The 16,790-nt window shown below is 54.8% G+C and carries 15 protein-coding genes; 11 read left to right on the top strand and 4 right to left on the bottom strand.

Annotation, left to right across the window (positions count from 1 at the left end):
• Positions 1–18: 18 nt before the first annotated feature.
• The 7 genes from FrondiHNR_RS09240 to FrondiHNR_RS09210 all read left to right on the top strand — a co-directional run bounded on the left by FrondiHNR_RS09240 (position 19) and on the right by FrondiHNR_RS09210 (position 8,000).
• Positions 19–1,395 (top strand): NAD-dependent succinate-semialdehyde dehydrogenase, encoded by a 1,377-nt coding sequence (locus FrondiHNR_RS09240; protein WP_279352484.1) that lies wholly within the window; start codon positions 19–21, stop codon positions 1,393–1,395.
• Between the two features lie 137 nt (positions 1,396–1,532).
• Positions 1,533–2,102 carry a LemA family protein gene (locus FrondiHNR_RS09235; RefSeq protein ID WP_279352483.1) on the top strand — a complete coding sequence of 190 codons (570 nt, stop codon included), beginning with the start codon at positions 1,533–1,535 and terminating at the stop codon, positions 2,100–2,102.
• Between the two features lie 4 nt (positions 2,103–2,106).
• Positions 2,107–2,982 carry a M48 family metallopeptidase gene (locus tag FrondiHNR_RS09230; protein WP_279352482.1) on the top strand — a complete coding sequence of 292 codons (876 nt, stop codon included), beginning with the start codon at positions 2,107–2,109 and terminating at the stop codon, positions 2,980–2,982.
• 245 nt (positions 2,983–3,227) lie between these two features.
• Positions 3,228–5,498, top strand: a complete 2,271-nt coding sequence (locus FrondiHNR_RS09225) for a heavy metal translocating P-type ATPase (RefSeq protein WP_279352481.1) — start codon at positions 3,228–3,230, stop codon at positions 5,496–5,498.
• Positions 5,499–5,617: 119 nt separating this feature from the next.
• The gene (locus FrondiHNR_RS09220; RefSeq protein WP_279352480.1) at positions 5,618–6,397 is read left to right on the top strand and encodes a transporter substrate-binding domain-containing protein; all 780 of its coding nucleotides are present in this window, start codon (positions 5,618–5,620) and stop codon (positions 6,395–6,397) included.
• A 35-nt stretch (positions 6,398–6,432) separates the two neighbouring features.
• Positions 6,433–7,224 (top strand): amino acid ABC transporter permease, encoded by a 792-nt coding sequence (locus FrondiHNR_RS09215; protein ID WP_279352479.1) that lies wholly within the window; start codon positions 6,433–6,435, stop codon positions 7,222–7,224.
• Positions 7,221–8,000, top strand: a complete 780-nt coding sequence (locus FrondiHNR_RS09210; protein ID WP_279352478.1) for an amino acid ABC transporter ATP-binding protein — start codon at positions 7,221–7,223, stop codon at positions 7,998–8,000. Before FrondiHNR_RS09215 ends, FrondiHNR_RS09210 begins: the two co-directional genes overlap by 4 nt.
• Before the next feature lie 5 nt (positions 8,001–8,005).
• On the opposite strand, the gene FrondiHNR_RS09205 is transcribed toward FrondiHNR_RS09210, so the two are convergent.
• Positions 8,006–8,620 carry a histidine phosphatase family protein gene (locus FrondiHNR_RS09205; protein ID WP_279352477.1) on the bottom strand — a complete coding sequence of 205 codons (615 nt, stop codon included), beginning with the start codon at positions 8,618–8,620 and terminating at the stop codon, positions 8,006–8,008.
• Positions 8,621–9,105: 485 nt separating this feature from the next.
• On the opposite strand from FrondiHNR_RS09205, the gene FrondiHNR_RS09200 reads away from it, so the two are divergent.
• Entirely contained in the window at positions 9,106–11,265 is a 2,160-nt protein-coding gene (locus tag FrondiHNR_RS09200; protein WP_279352476.1) for a DEAD/DEAH box helicase, read from the top strand.
• A gap of 93 nt (positions 11,266–11,358) precedes the next feature.
• Entirely contained in the window at positions 11,359–12,387 is a 1,029-nt protein-coding gene (locus FrondiHNR_RS09195) for a 6-phosphofructokinase (protein WP_279352475.1), read from the top strand.
• Positions 12,388–12,412: 25 nt separating this feature from the next.
• On the opposite strand, the gene FrondiHNR_RS09190 is transcribed toward FrondiHNR_RS09195, so the two are convergent.
• Entirely contained in the window at positions 12,413–12,673 is a 261-nt protein-coding gene (locus tag FrondiHNR_RS09190; RefSeq protein WP_279352474.1) for a mycoredoxin, read from the bottom strand.
• A 56-nt stretch (positions 12,674–12,729) separates the two neighbouring features.
• On the bottom strand, positions 12,730–14,847 hold the full coding sequence (locus FrondiHNR_RS09185; RefSeq protein ID WP_279352473.1) for a S9 family peptidase: 2,118 nt from the start codon (positions 14,845–14,847) through the stop codon (positions 12,730–12,732).
• 60 nt (positions 14,848–14,907) lie between these two features.
• Between FrondiHNR_RS09185 and FrondiHNR_RS09180 the strand changes: the two genes are divergently transcribed.
• Positions 14,908–15,387, top strand: a complete 480-nt coding sequence (locus FrondiHNR_RS09180; RefSeq protein ID WP_279352472.1) for an 8-oxo-dGTP diphosphatase — start codon at positions 14,908–14,910, stop codon at positions 15,385–15,387.
• Positions 15,388–15,391: 4 nt separating this feature from the next.
• Complete coding sequence (locus tag FrondiHNR_RS09175) at positions 15,392–16,231, top strand: aldo/keto reductase (RefSeq protein ID WP_279352471.1); 840 nt, start codon at positions 15,392–15,394, stop codon at positions 16,229–16,231.
• On the opposite strand, the gene FrondiHNR_RS09170 is transcribed toward FrondiHNR_RS09175, so the two are convergent.
• Positions 16,226–16,780, bottom strand: coding sequence for a hypothetical protein (locus FrondiHNR_RS09170; RefSeq protein WP_279352470.1), 555 nt, complete (start codon positions 16,778–16,780; stop codon positions 16,226–16,228). The two genes, FrondiHNR_RS09175 and FrondiHNR_RS09170, sit on opposite strands and share 6 nt — an antisense overlap.
• Positions 16,781–16,790: the final 10 nt, after the last annotated feature.

Below are 16,790 nucleotides of genomic sequence, written 5' to 3'. Positions count from 1 at the left end.
TCAGATCAAGGAGGATTTGTGAGTAACTACGCCGTAATCAACCCGGCTACGGGTGAAAAAATTGCCGAATACCCCACTGCAACTGACGCTCAAATCCAAGAAGCTATCTCTGCGGCACACGGAGCGCAAAAAAACTGGGAAAAAGGACACACGCTTGCTCAGCGCACGGCGATTATCTCTCGTGTGGCTGATCTTTACATTGAGCGTCGAGAAGTTCTCGCTACCATCATCGTCCGTGAAATGGGTAAGCCCATTGAACAGGCGCGGGGAGAGGTTGACTTCGTTGCCGATATTTATCGATACTACGCTGACAACGCGGAGGAGTTCCTACGGGATGAACCTATTGAACCCGCGGGTGGAGGCTCTGCCTTTATTCGAAAGAGCGCATTGGGTTCTTTGCTCGGCATTATGCCGTGGAACTTTCCCTACTACCAGGTTGCTCGATTTGCGGGCCCTAACCTCATCCTGGGAAACACGATTGTGCTGAAGCATGCCCCGCAGTGCCCGGAATCGGCGCTCGCTATCGTGCAGATATTCAAGGACGCGGGCCTTCCTGAGGGTGCCTACGTAAATATTTTTGCCACCAATGAGCAGGTCGCAGACATCATTGCTGATCCCCGTATTCAGGGTGTCTCTCTGACCGGTTCTGAGCGTGCAGGCTCTGCGGTGGCCGAACTTGCGGGTCGCCACCTGAAGAAGATTGTTCTGGAGCTGGGCGGCTCTGACGCGCTTATCGTGTTGAGTACGGATAATATTGATGAGGCTGTTGGAATGGCGGTGGCCGGTCGTCTAGAAAACAGTGGCCAGGCCTGTAACGCTTCCAAACGCATCCTTGTGATGGATCACCTTTACGAGGAGTTTGCCGATAAGTTTGCGACCGCACTGGCCGAGGTCACTCCCGAAGATCCCACCCATGAAGATACGGTTCTTGGCCCTCTATCATCCGATTTAGCTTCTGAGCGCCTACAGGGACAGATTGAACGGGCCCTGGCTCAGGGAGCGGTTGCCAAGATCGGTGGACCTGCGCGAAACGGAAACTTTGTTCCCACTACTCTGCTCACGAACATCACACCCGAGAACGATGCGTATCGGGAGGAGTTTTTTGGTCCGGTTGCCTCTCTCTATCGTGTGACCTCTGAGGAGGATGCCGTCAGGGTTGCCAACGATTCTCCTTTTGGACTCGGTGCGGTTGTTATCACTACTGATCAAGAGCAGGCTTTGCGTGTTGCCGATGCTCTTGAGGTGGGGATGGTCTTTATTAATGAGGTCGGCGGAGACTCGGCAGAGCTTCCCTTTGGTGGAGTCAAGCGTTCCGGTGTAGGCCGTGAACTTGGACCCCTGGGTATTGACGAGTTTGTCAATAAAAAGCTCATCCGTAACAAGGGCGCGCACTAACAGTTGTGGTTTTCCCGCCCGGCCACGGTTTTGGATAGCAGAATCAGTGTGTCGGGCCGGGAAACAAAGCCTCCAGATCATAACAAAAATTACTGTTTTGTCAGCCATGTTCCATTCAGAAGGCGTATGATGTTCCTATGGACGCCTTGTTAATTACCCTACTTATTGTTATTGGCCTCGCGGTCATTATAGGGCTCTATCTTTGGGCCACGTATAACGCCTTGGTGCGCCTCAACGTGCGCGTAGAAGAGGCGTGGAGCGACATTACGGTGCAGCTTAAGCGTCGAGCGGATCTGCTTCCCAATCTTATCGAGACGGTCAAGGGGTACGCTGCGCACGAAAAGGGCGTTTTCGAAGCCGTGACTCAGGCTCGTGCCGAAACGCTGAGTGCCCAGGGGCCAGCAGAGGCCTCTGCGGCGGAGAACCACATGCAGACTGCCCTTAAGAGCATCTTTGCGGTGGCTGAGGCCTACCCCCAGCTACAGGCAAGTCAGAACTTCTTGCAGCTTCAGGCTGAGCTTGTGGATACAGAAGACAAGGTGCAGGCTGCACGCCGTTTCTATAATGGTGGAGTTCGGGAACTGAACACGAAGATCCAGTCTTTCCCGAATAACGTTTTTGCGAAGAGACTCGGCTTTACTAACCGTGACTTCTTTGAGGTTGAGGATGTAGCGGCTATCTCTGAGCCGCCTCGCGTACAGTTCTAACGCAATGTACAGCGCCATTCGAAAGAACAAGATCAACACCTTTGTGATCATTGTTCTCTTTCTCATAATCATCGGTGGGCTGGGGTGGCTTGCCTCCTACGTCTACCAGAGTCCCGTTATCGTGTACGTTACGGTTGGTTTTGCCCTGCTCTATGCCGTTTTTCAGTACTTTATGGCGAGTAAGCAGGCCATCGCCATGAGCGGTGCCCAGAAAATCTCAAAGGCCGATAACCCCAGGCTTTACCGGGTGGTGGAAAATCTCTCGATCACCACGGGAACCCCCATGCCGGATGTTTATATTATTAACGATCCGGCCCCAAACGCTTTTGCCACGGGGCGTGACCCGCAGCACGCGGCTGTCGCCGCGACCACGGGGTTGCTCGACATTATGTCCGACGCCGAGCTAGAGGGTGTAATGGCTCACGAACTGGGCCATGTGCGTAACTATGATATTCGCCTTTCGATGATCGTGTACGGGCTGGTCGTGGCGATTGGCATTCTTGCGGATATGTTTATGCGTATGGCGTTCTTTAGTCGTCGGGGTAACAATAATGGCGGCCCGATCCTACTCATATTTGGTCTGGTGGCTATGATCGTTGCTCCTCTGATCGCTACCCTGGTGCAGCTTGCCGTGTCGCGTCAACGTGAATATTTAGCCGATGCTACGGGTGCGCTCACCACGCGCCATCCTGAAGCCCTCGCGAGCGCTCTTCATAAACTTGAGGAACACGCCCGGCCCATGCAGCGGCAGAACAGCAGTATGGCTCACATGTGGATCTCTAATCCGCTTAAAAAAGGTGGCCTCTCCAATCTTTTTGCCACCCACCCGCCTATTCCCGATCGTATTCGTCGGCTGCTCGACATGGGTGGAAAGTTCTAACTCACCTGGTTCTGTTTGCAAAGCGGCTCATGCTATTGCCCACGTCCTTGCTGGATGTGGGCAATAGTGTGTTTTCTGCCCCCTGAAGCCTGTGCTTTCTGGATTTTTGGTGGCCGTCTAGTGGAAAATTTATCGGTCAAGCTGCATTTCCTCACAAAAATGACTACCTAAACATACCCCTGGGGGGTATATTTATAGGTGGTTATTCACTCGAATAACATCGAAGTGTGCTCAGGAAGGCTCTTATGGCTCAGCAATCGGTCCCGATAGAGGCGACAAACACTGGCTCTCAGACCACAACCTTGTCTATCGAGGGGATGACCTGTGCAAGCTGTGTGAGTAGGGTGGAACGTACTCTCAGCAAAATTACGGGGGTTGAAGCCTCCGTGAATCTAGCCACCGAGAAGGCTCGGGTGAGGCATCCGGCATCACTTGAGCAGGGTCTTCTTCTTCGGGCGGTTGAGCAGATTGGATATGGGGCTTATGTCCTTACGGATACCGCCGCTGAAACGGTTATCGAACCCGCCTCTATGCCTCACCGAGTTCGTTCTCGTTACACGACACGACTGGTCGTGAGTCTTCTCCTCGCAGTTCCCGTGATGGTGCTTGCCATGGTCCCTCTGTTTCAATTTAACGGCTGGCAGTGGGTGTCTCTGATCCTCACTATTCCGATTGCTACCTGGGGTGCATTTCCCTTTCATCGTTCCGCACTTATAAACCTCAAACGGGGCGCCGCCACCATGGACACCCTCATATCGCTCGGAGTAACGGCTGCCTTCCTCTGGTCGATCTACGCGCTGGTGTGGGGTCAGGCCGGAGAAATCGGGATGCACCACGAATTCTCGTTTGTGGTCCAGTCTGGTGATGCTCTCGGCCTCATTTATCTTGAAGTTGCGTCGATGGTGACGGTGTTTATTCTGCTTGGACGGTATATCGAGGAGCGCTCTAAAAAGTCGGCGGGTGCTGCGCTTAACTCTCTGCTTCACCTGGGAGCCAAGCGGGTGCGGGTGCTTCACCGCGGTAAGGAGCGTGAAATCCCCATCGACCACCTGCGTGTGGGAGAGCACTTTGTCTTACGACCCGGTGAAAAGGTGGCAACCGACGGCGTGGTGTTGGTCGGACATTCCGCAATCGACGAGAGCATGCTTACGGGTGAGTCTCTTCCTGTTCCAGTAAAACCGGGGGACACGGTGATTGGCGGAACGGTAAACACATCGGGCTTTATCACCGTGGAAGCAACACGGGTGGGTGCTGAAACTCAGCTTGCTCAAATGGCCGCACTGGTTGAAAACGCTCAAATGGGTAAAACTGCGGTTCAGCGTCTTGCCGATCGAATATCGGCCGTCTTCGTGCCGATTGTTATTGCGCTGTCCTTGATGACCTTTTTCCTGTGGCTTGTGACAATGGGGGATGTTGCTGCCGCTTTTACCGCTGCGGTTGCTGTTCTCATCATTGCCTGCCCGTGTGCCCTTGGCCTCGCAACGCCCGTAGCAATCCTGGTGGGAACCGGGCGCGGAGCGGAAATGGGCATCCTGATTCGTGGCCCGGAAGCACTTGAATCAAGCGGGAAAGTTACCATGGTTGCTCTGGATAAGACCGGAACTATCACCGAAGGTAAAATGTCTCTTACATCAGTGGGCACCAGTCCAGGGGTAGACCCGCTTGAGGCTCTGCGTCTCGCGGCCTCTGTTGAGGCGGGGTCGGAGCATCCAATAGCGCGAGCCCTTGTTGCTGCAGCCGAGGAAAAGGGCATCGAGTTCTTACCCGTAACCAACTTTGTCGCGGAGCCGGGGGCGGGGGTGAGTGGAACCGTTGCGGGGACTCAGGTCACGGTGGCGGGGATATCCCATATTGTGCAGAAGGGCTGGGCGAGCGCCGAGCAGAAGGCGGAATTTGAAGATATCGTCGCCGCGGGTGAGGGAACCGTGGTGGCCGTGGTCTGGGGGCACATCCCACAGGCATGGTTTGTGATCGCTGATAAGGTACGTTCGGATAGTGCCTCTGCAATAGTCGCTCTTAAAAATCGAGGGCTGCAACCCGTCATGCTGACAGGCGATAACGAGGCCGTCGCGCGGCGGGTAGCGGAACAGGTGGGAATAGTCCACGTTATTGCCGGGGTTAAGCCGCTGGACAAGGCTTCCGAGGTATCGCGATTGCAGCAGGGTAAAGAGCGTATTGTGATGGTGGGAGACGGTGTAAACGACTCCGTAGCGCTCGCGACGGCGGATCTGGGCATTGCGATGGGAACGGGTACCGATGCCGCTATCGAGGCAAGTGATATTACTCTGGTTCGTTCTAGCATCTGGGCGGTGCTAGATGCGATTCTGCTCTCGCGTGCAACTATGCGTATCATTCGTAGTAACCTCTTCTGGGCCTTTGCCTATAATGTTGCTGCCATTCCCCTGGCCGCCTTCGGGCTGTTAAACCCCATGATTGCCGCCGCGGCGATGGCGTTCTCAAGCGTTTTTGTAGTTCTTAACAGTTTGAGGTTGAAGGGTTTTTCTCGTATACAGTGATCAAATTGATATCTATTCAATTAGGAACCCGCTTTGTTAGGGATGTATTGCGCCTGTAGTGTGAGATACACAAATACCAGTCGTTAGACTCCCTAGTACTTTACGAGAAAGTGGTTGTTGTGTCTTTTCAGAGTGTTAAAACCGCGTTTTTGGTAACCGCCATTGGGACAGTTGGTGTGTTGCTCTTGAGCGGGTGCAGCGGTACCGATAATGCTGCATCGGGACCTCTCCTCCGTGAGGGCGTGCTTCAGGTCTGCAGCGAGACCGCCTACCCTCCCTTCGAATTTACGCAGAACGGTGAGATCGTTGGGCTCGATATGGATATTGCCGAGGAGATCGCTGCAGATCTTGACGCTAAAACAGAAGTCATCAGCACAGCTTTTGAAGCTATTGAGTCCGGGCAGGCGCTTGAGGCTAGCCAGTGCGACATTGTTATTTCAGGCATATCAATCAACGAAGAGCGGGCTACAAAATTTGATTTCTCTGAACCGTACTTCGACGATAATTTGGCCCTTCTCGTCACAGCCGGTTCAGGCATCACTGGTTTGAGCGACCTGGCGGGTAAGACAGTTGCCGTTCAGCAGGCAACTACAGGAGAAAAGTTTGCACAATCCGAAGGGTTAAACCCGGTCGCTCTGGAAGACGGCACGCTGGCTGTGCAGCAGCTCATTGGGGGACAGGCAGACGCGGTCATCAATAATGTGGCCTCTCTCGCGTTTTTCGCAAAGGATAATGCTGATCTGGTCGTTGTGGACAGATTTGCCAGCGAACCCCTGGGAGCAGGTGTACGCAAGGGCAACGCCGAATTGCTCACCAGCGTCAACAGCACCCTGCAGCGTATCGAGGAGGACGGCACGCTGACAGAAATACTTACGAAGTGGGTTCCCACAACCAAATAGAATTTTTCTCGAGACTACGTACAAGGTAGATTTTAATGGCAATGACGGCAGCTAAACGGGCACGCGTATCCCGTGGAATTCAGTATGCACTCCTTATCGCTGTGGTGGGGTTCCTCGCCTTGATAGCTGACTGGGAAAAGATCACAAACTCCTTTTTCAATCTCGAGGTTGCAAAAGAGCAATTTCCCGGCATCATTACCACGGCCTTTGCAAACACGCTGCTTTTTACCGCTCTTGGCCTCGTAGCCGGTATGAGCGGCGGCATCCTACTTGCCCTGATGAAGCTGTCTTCGGTAGGTCCCTACCGCTGGATAGCCACCACATATATCGAGATTTTTCGGGGTCTTCCCGCCCTGCTCGTTTTTATCGTTTTTGGTTACGGCGTTCCGGCAGCCTTTAGCATTTCGCTTAATACGTATCTGACGGCGATGCTGGCTTTGGGAACCGTGTCAGCAGCCTATATTGCGGAAACAATTCGTGCTGGCCTGCAGGCGGTTCCACCGGGTCAGATGGAAGCGGCACGTTCGCTGGGGATGTCGCATCCGAGGGCGATGGTGACCATTATTATTCCCCAGGCGCTCAGAATCGTGCTGCCTCCCCTCACAAACGAGGTTATTCTTTTGACCAAAGACTCCTCGCTTATTTACGTGCTGGGGTTGACAGTGAGCCAGTACGATCTCACGAGGTTTGGCCGAGTGGGGCTCACCGCTGCCAATGCTGGACTCACGCCCCTGGTGCTCGCGGGCGCTTTTTACCTTATTATTACGATTCCATTGAGCTACCTTTCGCGGCGGTTTGAAGCCAAGACAGCGAGGATGAAAAAGTGAACGATTTCCGGGGCGAAAGTTCAGGCACAATCAGACTGAGTAACGTGACCAAGTCTTTTGGCGATAACAGCGTTCTCAAGGGAATTTCTCTCTCGGTGGAGCCAGGCGAGGTGGTGTGCCTCATTGGCCCCAGCGGCTCAGGAAAGTCGACGTTACTGCGATGTGTCAACCTTCTTGAGACGCCCGACTCGGGTGAGATCGTTGTGGGAGACACCGTGGTGACCGATTCGGAGTGTGATATTGATGAGTTCCGGCGTCGGGTCGGCCTGGTATTTCAACACTTTAATCTTTTCCCGCACCTGACGGTGATAGAAAACTGTTCAATCGCGCAGCAGCGGGTGCTGGGGCGCTCCAAAGCTGCAGCACACGAGGTATCGATGCATAACCTGGAGAGGGTGGGCCTGGCCGATAAAGCAATGGCCAAGCCTGCATCGCTGTCCGGGGGGCAGCAGCAGCGTGTTGCCATCGCGCGGGCGCTCAGCATGGAGCCGGAACTTATGCTGTTTGACGAGCCAACCTCGGCTCTCGACCCTGAAACGGTGGGGGATGTTTTATCGGTTATGCGCGAGCTTGCTGATGCCGGTATGACCATGCTGGTGGTAACTCACGAAATGGGCTTTGCCCGTGAGGTGGCTGACAAAGTGGTATTTATGGATGAGGGAGTTGTGGTGGAGGAGGGAGCTGCCGCGGCGGTGATCGGGAATCCTCAAAATCCTCGCACCCAATCATTTTTGAGTCGTGTGCTCAATCCGGCAGAGGTAGACCTGGGCGAGTGAGCTATTTAGGTTCTGTGACTGTGGCGCAGGGCCGGCTCATCCATCTTTATGAGCTTGCGAGCGGGTATGCCCTCGATAGATTCGAGTAGCCAATCGGTGCCATCATGCTTGATGACACTGATTGACAGGTTAGAGACACGCGGAGCCTCAAACGTGAAGAGACTGCTCAGTGTGATGCGGATAAAGGCTCCGTGACTCACCGCGATAATCTTTTGTCCGGGGTAGGTGCTGCGTAGATGCTCAATCGCCTGAACCCCCCGCAGCGCCACCACATCTTCAGGCTCGGCTCCGATAAATCCGCGGGAAATTCTCACCTTTTCAAGTTCAGCGCTCGCGGTAAGGCCTTCGGCCTCACCGAAGTGGCGTTCGGTGAGATGTTCCAGGAGGAGCGGTTCGCGAAGTCCGAGTTCAGACGCAATGATGGCCGCGGTTTCTGCGGCTCGTGAGAGGGGAGAGCTCGAGACCACTTGCCAATCGTTCGTGAGAGTCTCGGCTGCGCTTTGCGCTTGGTTTCTTCCCACCGGGTTGAGCGGAATATCGGTTCGTCCCTGGATTCGGGACTCCGCATTCCAGGCTGTTTGGCCGTGGCGAACGAGGGCGATTGTTGTGGGGTGGGTCATGGTTCCTATTCTGGACTATGCGACTCTAAAGATTATGAGACAGGCTGATACATCACCAGGATGAAGGGGGAAAACCCTTGTTTTAAGAGCCGATGATTATCGAGAGGGGTGAGTCTCTCGGTGTGTGGAGTAACAAATAAGTGTCAAGGTATCGGTAAGATGTTTAGGAACCCAATAACAGATTTTATCGGTTGAGTAGTGGGGAAGTCTTTTAGTGATGATGTTTTGTGTGTCTGTTTGGAGGGTATCTGTCTCGGGCTATGGGTCGGGTGAAAATTCGGGAATAGCGTGGTCACAGGATGAAGGTATAGAATACTGCTAGCGTAGTTGTTTCAATCACCCTCCTGACCGTTCAACACGTTGCTCAGGAATAGAAATTCATTACACTGCATGATTTCGTTTACCCCTGTGAGGGAGAATTACTTCTGTGGGGATAGAGTTTTCGAACATTTTAACCGGCCAGTCCGGTTCTGATCAGGAGAGATATGGCGCAGCCAGAAATAAAAAAGATAGACTTAGAGCTTCCGCAGGCAGCTCAAAAGTCTGGGCAACAGAGCCGCAAGGCGTCCTCTAAGCAACCCAACAACGAGGGACTCATCCCTCTTCTTGCTCGCGCGGTTCGCGAGGTTGAGGCCTCCGCGCAGAGAGGCAAGACAACTCCGCTTAACCGTACCAAGTTCCAGGTGATTGCGCTTCTTATGCGTGATGAGCGTTCACGGGCCAAGACGGATCCCGAACTCAGTGATGCGGATCGGGCGGAAACGCTTAAGCGCCTTGACGGTATAGCTTCTATTTTGGCAAAAACCGCCGCGAGGGATACCTCCCTCATCACGCTGCTTGAACCAGACGCTCCGGTGAATGAGGCCGCGCGTAAATTTCGTCGCAAACTTCTAGAAACCGCTGGACACGACGTCCCCGAAGAGGAGCCGATGGCTCCCGTGGTTGAGGTTATCGTTCCACCCGAACTTGCAGAGCGGCAGGTCGTTCCACCCACCGTCATCGCTCGTCAGCGATCAAATCCCTTCCTCGCGCCAGATCTGACCCCGGTTGCCCCTCCACGCCCGGTTGTACGCCTCTCTAACTGGGAGCTTCTTGGGCCTCTGTTTAAATCGTTTGAACAGGGTGCCGGAGGCAAAGCGGCAAGCATGTCCCTTCCCGAGGCGGCACCTATCGACCGTTTTGCTCCCAAAGATCAAGAACTCATGCCTCATCAGGCCCGATTTGTCGAGTCTGTTAAGCGAGGGCACCGCAGTTTTTTGCTCGCTGATGAGCCCGGCTTAGGAAAGACCGCACAATCGGTTATAGCCGCCTCCGTGGCCGACGCCTACCCCCTGCTTGTTGTTGTTCCCAACGTGGTAAAGATGAACTGGGCCCGTGAGGTTCAGCGCTGGACACCTCAGCGACGCCCAACTGTTATCCAGGGAGACGGCGAAAACCTCGATGCGTTTGCCGATGTTTTTATCGTGAACTATGAAATTCTTGATAGGCATCTCAGCTGGATTAGCAAGATGGGTTTCCGCGGCATGGTTGTCGACGAGGCTCATATGATTAAAAACTTGCAATCGCAGCGCTCCAAGAACGTTCTTACCATTGCAAATCGTATTCGTAAGGATACGCCGGGTGGCCGGCCCCTTTTGATAGCTCTCACGGGAACCCCGCTGATAAACGATGTGGATGATTTCCGTGCTATCTGGCGATTTCTTGGTTGGACAGACGAGACTAAGCCGACCGCCCAGCTCATGGACCGCCTGGAAGACACCGGTCTGACCCCGGCCGACCCCGGATTTTACGCGGCAGCACGCGAGTCAGTAATTGATATGGGAATTGTGCGACGCAAGAAGATTGATGTTGCCGCCGACCTTCCGGACAAGCGTGTTGTTGACCTTCCCGTTGAGCTTGACGACGATCTGGGACGCAGTATTCGTGAGGCAGAGGAGGAGCTGGGGCGTAAAATGCTTGCGCGCTATAACCGTGCCCTTGCCGGACGTCTGGGTGCCGAGATGTCTACCGATGCGTTGATTCGTATGGTTGCGCATCAAGAACTCGAAGAGTCAGGACCGGCAAAGACCGGAACCAACGTCTTTACCATGGTTCGTAAGATTGGTCAGGCAAAGGCCGGACTCGCGGCGGACTACGCAGCACAGCTTGCCCGCTCCGTGGGTAAAGTGGTGTTTTTCGCTAAGCATATCGACGTGATGGACACGGCGGAGAATCTGCTGGCAGAGCGGGGGCTTCGTACCGTGTCGATCCGTGGGGATCAAACCTCGGAGCTACGTCAATCACAAATTGACGCGTTTAATAACGATCCCGACGTTTCCGTTGTGGTCTGCTCGCTTACCGCGGCCGGCGTGGGGGTCAACCTGCAAGCCTCATCAAACGTTGTTTTGGCCGAGCTCAGCTGGACTGACGCGGAACAGACTCAAGCTATTGATCGTGTTCACCGAATTGGTCAGGAAGAACCCGTTACCGCCTGGCGTATCGTTGCGGCAAACACTGTCGACAGTAAAATTGCTGAACTTATCGATGGAAAAGCGGGTCTCGCAGCTCGTGCCCTTGACGGCAACGACGCCGCGATCAACGATGGGGACTCGGTTCAGCTGGAAGCGCTCATCCACCTCTTGAAAAGAGCGATAGCATCGTCTTAGAGCAGACTTCACTGTCTGCTCTGCGGGTCACAGTGACTCGACCGATGCACTGACGCATCCTCCACTGAAACAGGAACTATTAGGGAGTGTGTAATGAAGATCGGAATCTTGACGAGTGGTGGCGATTGCCCGGGACTCAACGCGGTTATCCGCGCAATTGTTCTCAAAGGGACAAGTGTCTACTCGCAACATTTCGTTGGTTTTCGCGATGGGTGGCGTGGGCTGGTCGAAGGGGATATTATCCCTCTCGATAGGCACCGCGTTCGGGGTATCGCAAAACAGGGCGGAACCATTCTGGGAACCAGCAGATTTGGCCCGTATGAGGGGCCAAACGGGGGACCCGAGAATATTCAAAAGACGCTCGATCGTCTCGGAATTGATGCGGTTGTTGCTATCGGTGGAGAAGGTACTCAGGCCGCTTCAAAACGATTGGCAGATGCCGGTATAAAGATCATTGGGGTGCCCAAAACCATCGATAATGATCTGGGAGCCACCGACTACACCTTCGGTTTTGACACTGCGGTAGAAATCGCGACCGAAGCTATTGACCGTCTCCGCACAACCGGCGACTCGCACAAGCGTTGCATGGTGCTTGAGGTCATGGGTCGTCATGTGGGATGGATCGCCCTGCACTCCGGGATGGCCGGCGGCGCACACGCGATTCTGATTCCGGAACAGCCGGTAAGTATCGAACAAATTGTTACCTGGGTGGAGAGCGTGCGTGATCGGGGGCGGGCACCGCTGCTGGTCGTTGCGGAGGGCTTTAAACTCACCACCATGGAGGACGCTCATTCGCACAAGGGGCTCGACGGGTTTAACCGGCCACGGTTGGGAGGAATAGCCGAGATTTTAGCCCCCATGATTGAGGAACGAACGGGAATTGAGTCTCGTGCGACCGTCCTGGGGCATATCCAGCGCGGGGGCGTACCAACGGCTTACGATCGTGTGCTCGCTACACGCCTGGGCCTCGCAGCCATCGATACTGTGCTGGAGGAGCGCTGGGGTAACATGGTTGCTCTCCGGGGAACCGAGGTCGAGGTGGTCGGCCTAGAAGAAGCTCTGGGAGAGCTGAAGACGGTGCCGCAGCACCGCTACGATGAGGCTGCAATTCTCTTCGGCTAGGGGAGAGACAGGTCTCGTCCCCAACCTAGACTCCCAAGACAGCCTTAACATCGTTGAGGGAGGGGTTGGTGGCGCTTGATCCGTCGGGGTACAGCACGGTGGGGACCGTCTGGTTCCCACCGTTGAGAGACTCTACTAGCTCTGCGGTGCCGGGAACCTCCTCAATGTTGATCTCGGTGTAGCCGATTCCAACGCTGTCCAGTTGCTTCTTGAGGCGCTGACAATAACCGCACCACGTGGTAGAAAACATGGTTACGCTGCCCTCTTCGGGGATGTAGTTACTCATGGGTACATCCTACTGTTGGCGGTGTAAATGTTGCTGATAGTTACAGCTGGGCACCGCTACGAGGGGTCACCGAGGCCGAGGGTATCAAGGAGCCAGGCGAGTTCAAACGCGCGCTCACGCCACACGTTGTAGCGACCGCTTACGCCGGCGTGCCCCGCGTGCATCTCGGTTTTGAGGAGGGCGGGGGCACCCACCTCTTGCAGGCGAGCCACCCACTTTGCCGGTTCCACATAGAGCACGCGGGTGTCGTTAAGGCTGGTAACGGCTAGTATCTTTGGATACTGCACCCCTTCGCGCACGTTTTCGTATGGGGAGTAACTTTTTATGTAGGTGTATGCCTCTGCGCTGTGTAGGGGGTTTCCCCACTCGTCCCACTCGTTTATGGTCAGGGGGAGCGACGGGTCAAGAACACTCGTGAGCGGGTCAACAAAAGGCACGTTTGCAAACACACCTGCAAAGAGCTCTGGGGCCATATTGGTGATAGCTCCCATGAGCAGTCCGCCGGCACTAGCGCCTTCGGCGGTAAGGTTTTTTGCGGTTGTTTGCCCGGTTGAAACGAGGTGCTCCGCCACTGCGATAAAGTCTGTGAAGGTATTTTTCTTGTGGGATAACTTGCCCTGGTCGTACCAGTGGCGGCCCATTTCACCGCCTCCACGAACATGCGCAATGGCATAGACAACACCGCGATCAAGAAGGGGGAGAAGCAGCGTTGAAAACTCTGGATCAAAACTTGCCTCATACGAACCGTAGCCCTCCAGGTGCAGGGGGCGAGGGTCCGTGGTATCCGTCTTGGCATAGACCAGCGAGACCGGCACTAGGGCACCGTCCGGAGCGGTGGCCCACTCGCGTCGTTGCTCGTAGCGTGATGGGTCGTAGCCTCCCAGAACTTGCTGCTGTTTGAGAACGGTGCGTATACCGGTAACGCTGTCCACCGAGAGTATTGTTCGTGGCGTGATAAGGGAGGAGTACTCCAATACTAAAATGGGCTGTTTCCAATCACGATTTGTGCCCGGAAGTACGGTGTAGAAAGGCTCCTCAAACGTGAGTTCCCACTGATGAATATCAAGAGATTCTTCGATTTTCTGGGCGGGTATGACCGCCACCTGGGTGAGTCCCTTGCGACGATAACCCAGGGCGAGAAAGGTTTCAAACGCAAGGGCATAGGTGAGACGGACATCGGGCGAACTTTTCACGAGGACCCGAGCCGAAGTCTTATCTACACCGGGGTTTTTGGGATCAACGGACACCAGCTCGAACCCGGGGGCCTCGTCGTTATGTAGAACAAGAAGCCTGTCTTCACCCTGAATAAGTGCGTGCTCAACGCTGTATTCGACTCCGCTCCTGCGTGGCCAGACAACCTGAAACTCCTGGTCTGTCGAGTGAGTATCGAGTAGGTGATACTCACTCGTGGTGGTCGAACCCACCTCGATAAGAACGTATCTGCGGCTGTGGGTTGGGCGCACTTCAAGCCAGAACTTTTCATCTGGCTCGTGAAAGATCTGCACGGGAGCGGAAGTAGCACCCAGCGTGTGTCGCCATACGGTATCCACTCTCCAGGCGTCGTCATAGGTGCTGTAATACACAAATTTTCCGTCTGGTGAAAAGACGATGTCGCTTGCGACATCCTCAATAACATCTGCTGTATCAGAGCCCGTTGCGAGGTCTCGGATACGTAAGGTATAGCGTTCATTGCCCACGGTATCCACCAGGTAGGCGAGGAAGAGTCCGTCTGCGCTTATTGCGAGGTTTCCCAGATCAAAAAATTCGTGTCCTTCGGCCTCCTTATTGCCGTCCAGGAGGACCTGCTCGCCCGGGACCGGTTCTTGAGGTTTTAAGGTTGGTGGTGCCCAATCGTCTTGCCCGAGGACAGGGACCCGGCAGTGAATCCCGTATTGCTTGCCCTCTACTGTGCGAGTATAATACCAGAACTGTCCCTGGCGGGAGGGAACAGAAAGATCGGTCTCGCTTGTGCGGTTTTTAATCTCGTTAAAAATTGATTCCTGGAGGCTTGAGAGGTGCTTTGTCTGCGCATCGGTGTGGGCATTTTGGGCGTTCAGGTAGGCGGATACTTCGGGAGAGCCCTTGTCGCGTAACCACTCATAGTTATCAGCGAAAGTGTCACCGTGGTGCGTTCGAGAAAAAGGAACACGTTTTGCTGTGGGAAATTTGGACATAGGCATAGTTTCTACACTAATGGCCAGATAAAAGTGGACCTCTCAGCTAGGCTCGGATGCATGGCAAATTCACAGGTATCGGTGTGTTATCTGATTCGCACGGCAGAGGACGACACTCGGGAGGTGCTCTTGGGAGTGAAGAAGCGCGGAATCGGTGTGGGAAAGCTTGTGGGACCCGGCGGCAAGCTGGAGGTGGGAGAAACCCCCGCACAGGCAATAGTTCGTGAGATCGCCGAAGAAACAGGGTTGAGGGTTAATCCTCAGGATCTTCGTGAGGCAGGGAAAATTGACTATAGTTTTCCTTCTCACCCTCAGTGGGATCAGAAGTCAACCGTTTTTGTTTTACACAGTTGGGTGGGCACCCCCGTGAACTCTGACGAGTTAGAGCTCGACTGGTACCCTCTTGACCAGATCGACTACAGCGCAATGTGGGACGATGCCCAATACTGGCTTCCCAAGGTTCTTCGAGGGGGGAGTGTCAGCGCAGCCTTTACGTTTGCCGAAGACCTGAGCACGGTGGCCACAATCGACGTACGCTAGGCGTATGACTGCAATTCCCACACGTCGTCTCAACGACAACACTGAGCTGCCCCAGATCGGATTCGGAACCTATCCCCTGCGTGGGAATGAAGGGGCGCACGCGGTACAGACCGCTATTTCGGCGGGGTACCGTTTGATCGATACCGCGGTGAACTACGATAACGAGGCCGCCGTAGGAGAGGGGATCAGACGCTCGGGTATCCACCGTAACGAGGTGTTTATCGCCTCCAAGCTCCCGGGACGGTTTCACGACTATGACGACGCTGTGGATTCGGCGCGCGAGACTCTCTGGCGCCTGAGGGTCGACTACATCGACCTCTATCTAATCCACTGGCCCAATCCAGGCATCAATAAGTACACGGATGCCTGGCAGGCGCTGGTTCAGCTGCAGAAAGACGGTCTGGCGCGATCCATAGGCGTGAGCAACTTTACTGAGCAGCACCTGCGCGTGATTATCGGTGATTCTGGAGTGGTTCCCGCCGTCAATCAGGTGGAGCTTCACCCCTACTTTCCTCAGGAAGAACTGCGGACGGTTCACGCGGAGCTCGGTATTCAGACGGAGTCGTGGAGCCCGTTGGGGAAACGAAACGCACCCTATGGAGAACCTGTTATCGAGGCCGCGGCGCGTGCTCACGGGGTTGCCCCCGCCCAGATTATCCTCCGTTGGCACGTGCAGCTTGGAACTATTCCTATCCCCAAGTCGGCGAACCCCCAGCGGCAGGGGCAGAACATCGATATTTTTAGTTTTGAACTGACGGATGTGGAGGTTGCTGCCATTACCGCCCTCGGTAAGGCGGACGGGCGGCTCTTTGACGGAGACCCCGATAGACACGAGGAGCTATAGGGAATTATGCCTCGGTGCGGTTTTATTCTCTGGTGAGCTTCCGTTGCCGGTTGTAGTCCCGTTTGCGCCGTGCCCAGGATAGGCGCCGCCAGCCCTCCACAACATTGCTCCTAGCGAGAGAACCGTTACCATGATCAGGGAAAACAGGGTGTAGTTGACCAGCGCGGTAATTCCGCCGTCGCCCGAGGTGACAGATGTGGCGAGTATAAAGGTGGCAAAAATATAGGGTGCCCCCGTGACGGAGCCGAGTATCCCGAGCGTAAGAAAAATGACCGCTAGGAGTCGCCGCCACAGTGTTGCGGCGCGAGCGGGGTAATCGCGTGTCAGGGCTTCCCGACGTAGGTTGCGTGCGAGCATAAACATACCGGCGGCGAGGAGTGCCGAGGTGATGACGGCAATACAATAGGCGATAACGCCGGGAGTGCCCGCGTCCGCGAGTGTAAACGACATCGCCAGTACAATTGTGTAAAAGAAAAAATACCAGCCGGTAATTGAGGCCGAAACGCTCAGGGGAGTCTTGGGTGACGGTTGAAGCGCGGGTGTGTTCACGGCCCTTACG

This window comes from Lysinibacter sp. HNR, assembly GCF_029760935.1.
GTDB lineage: Bacteria > Actinomycetota > Actinomycetes > Actinomycetales > Microbacteriaceae > HNR.
Note: the sequence above shows the minus strand (reverse complement) of the source record. Positions and strands in the feature narration are given on the sequence as shown.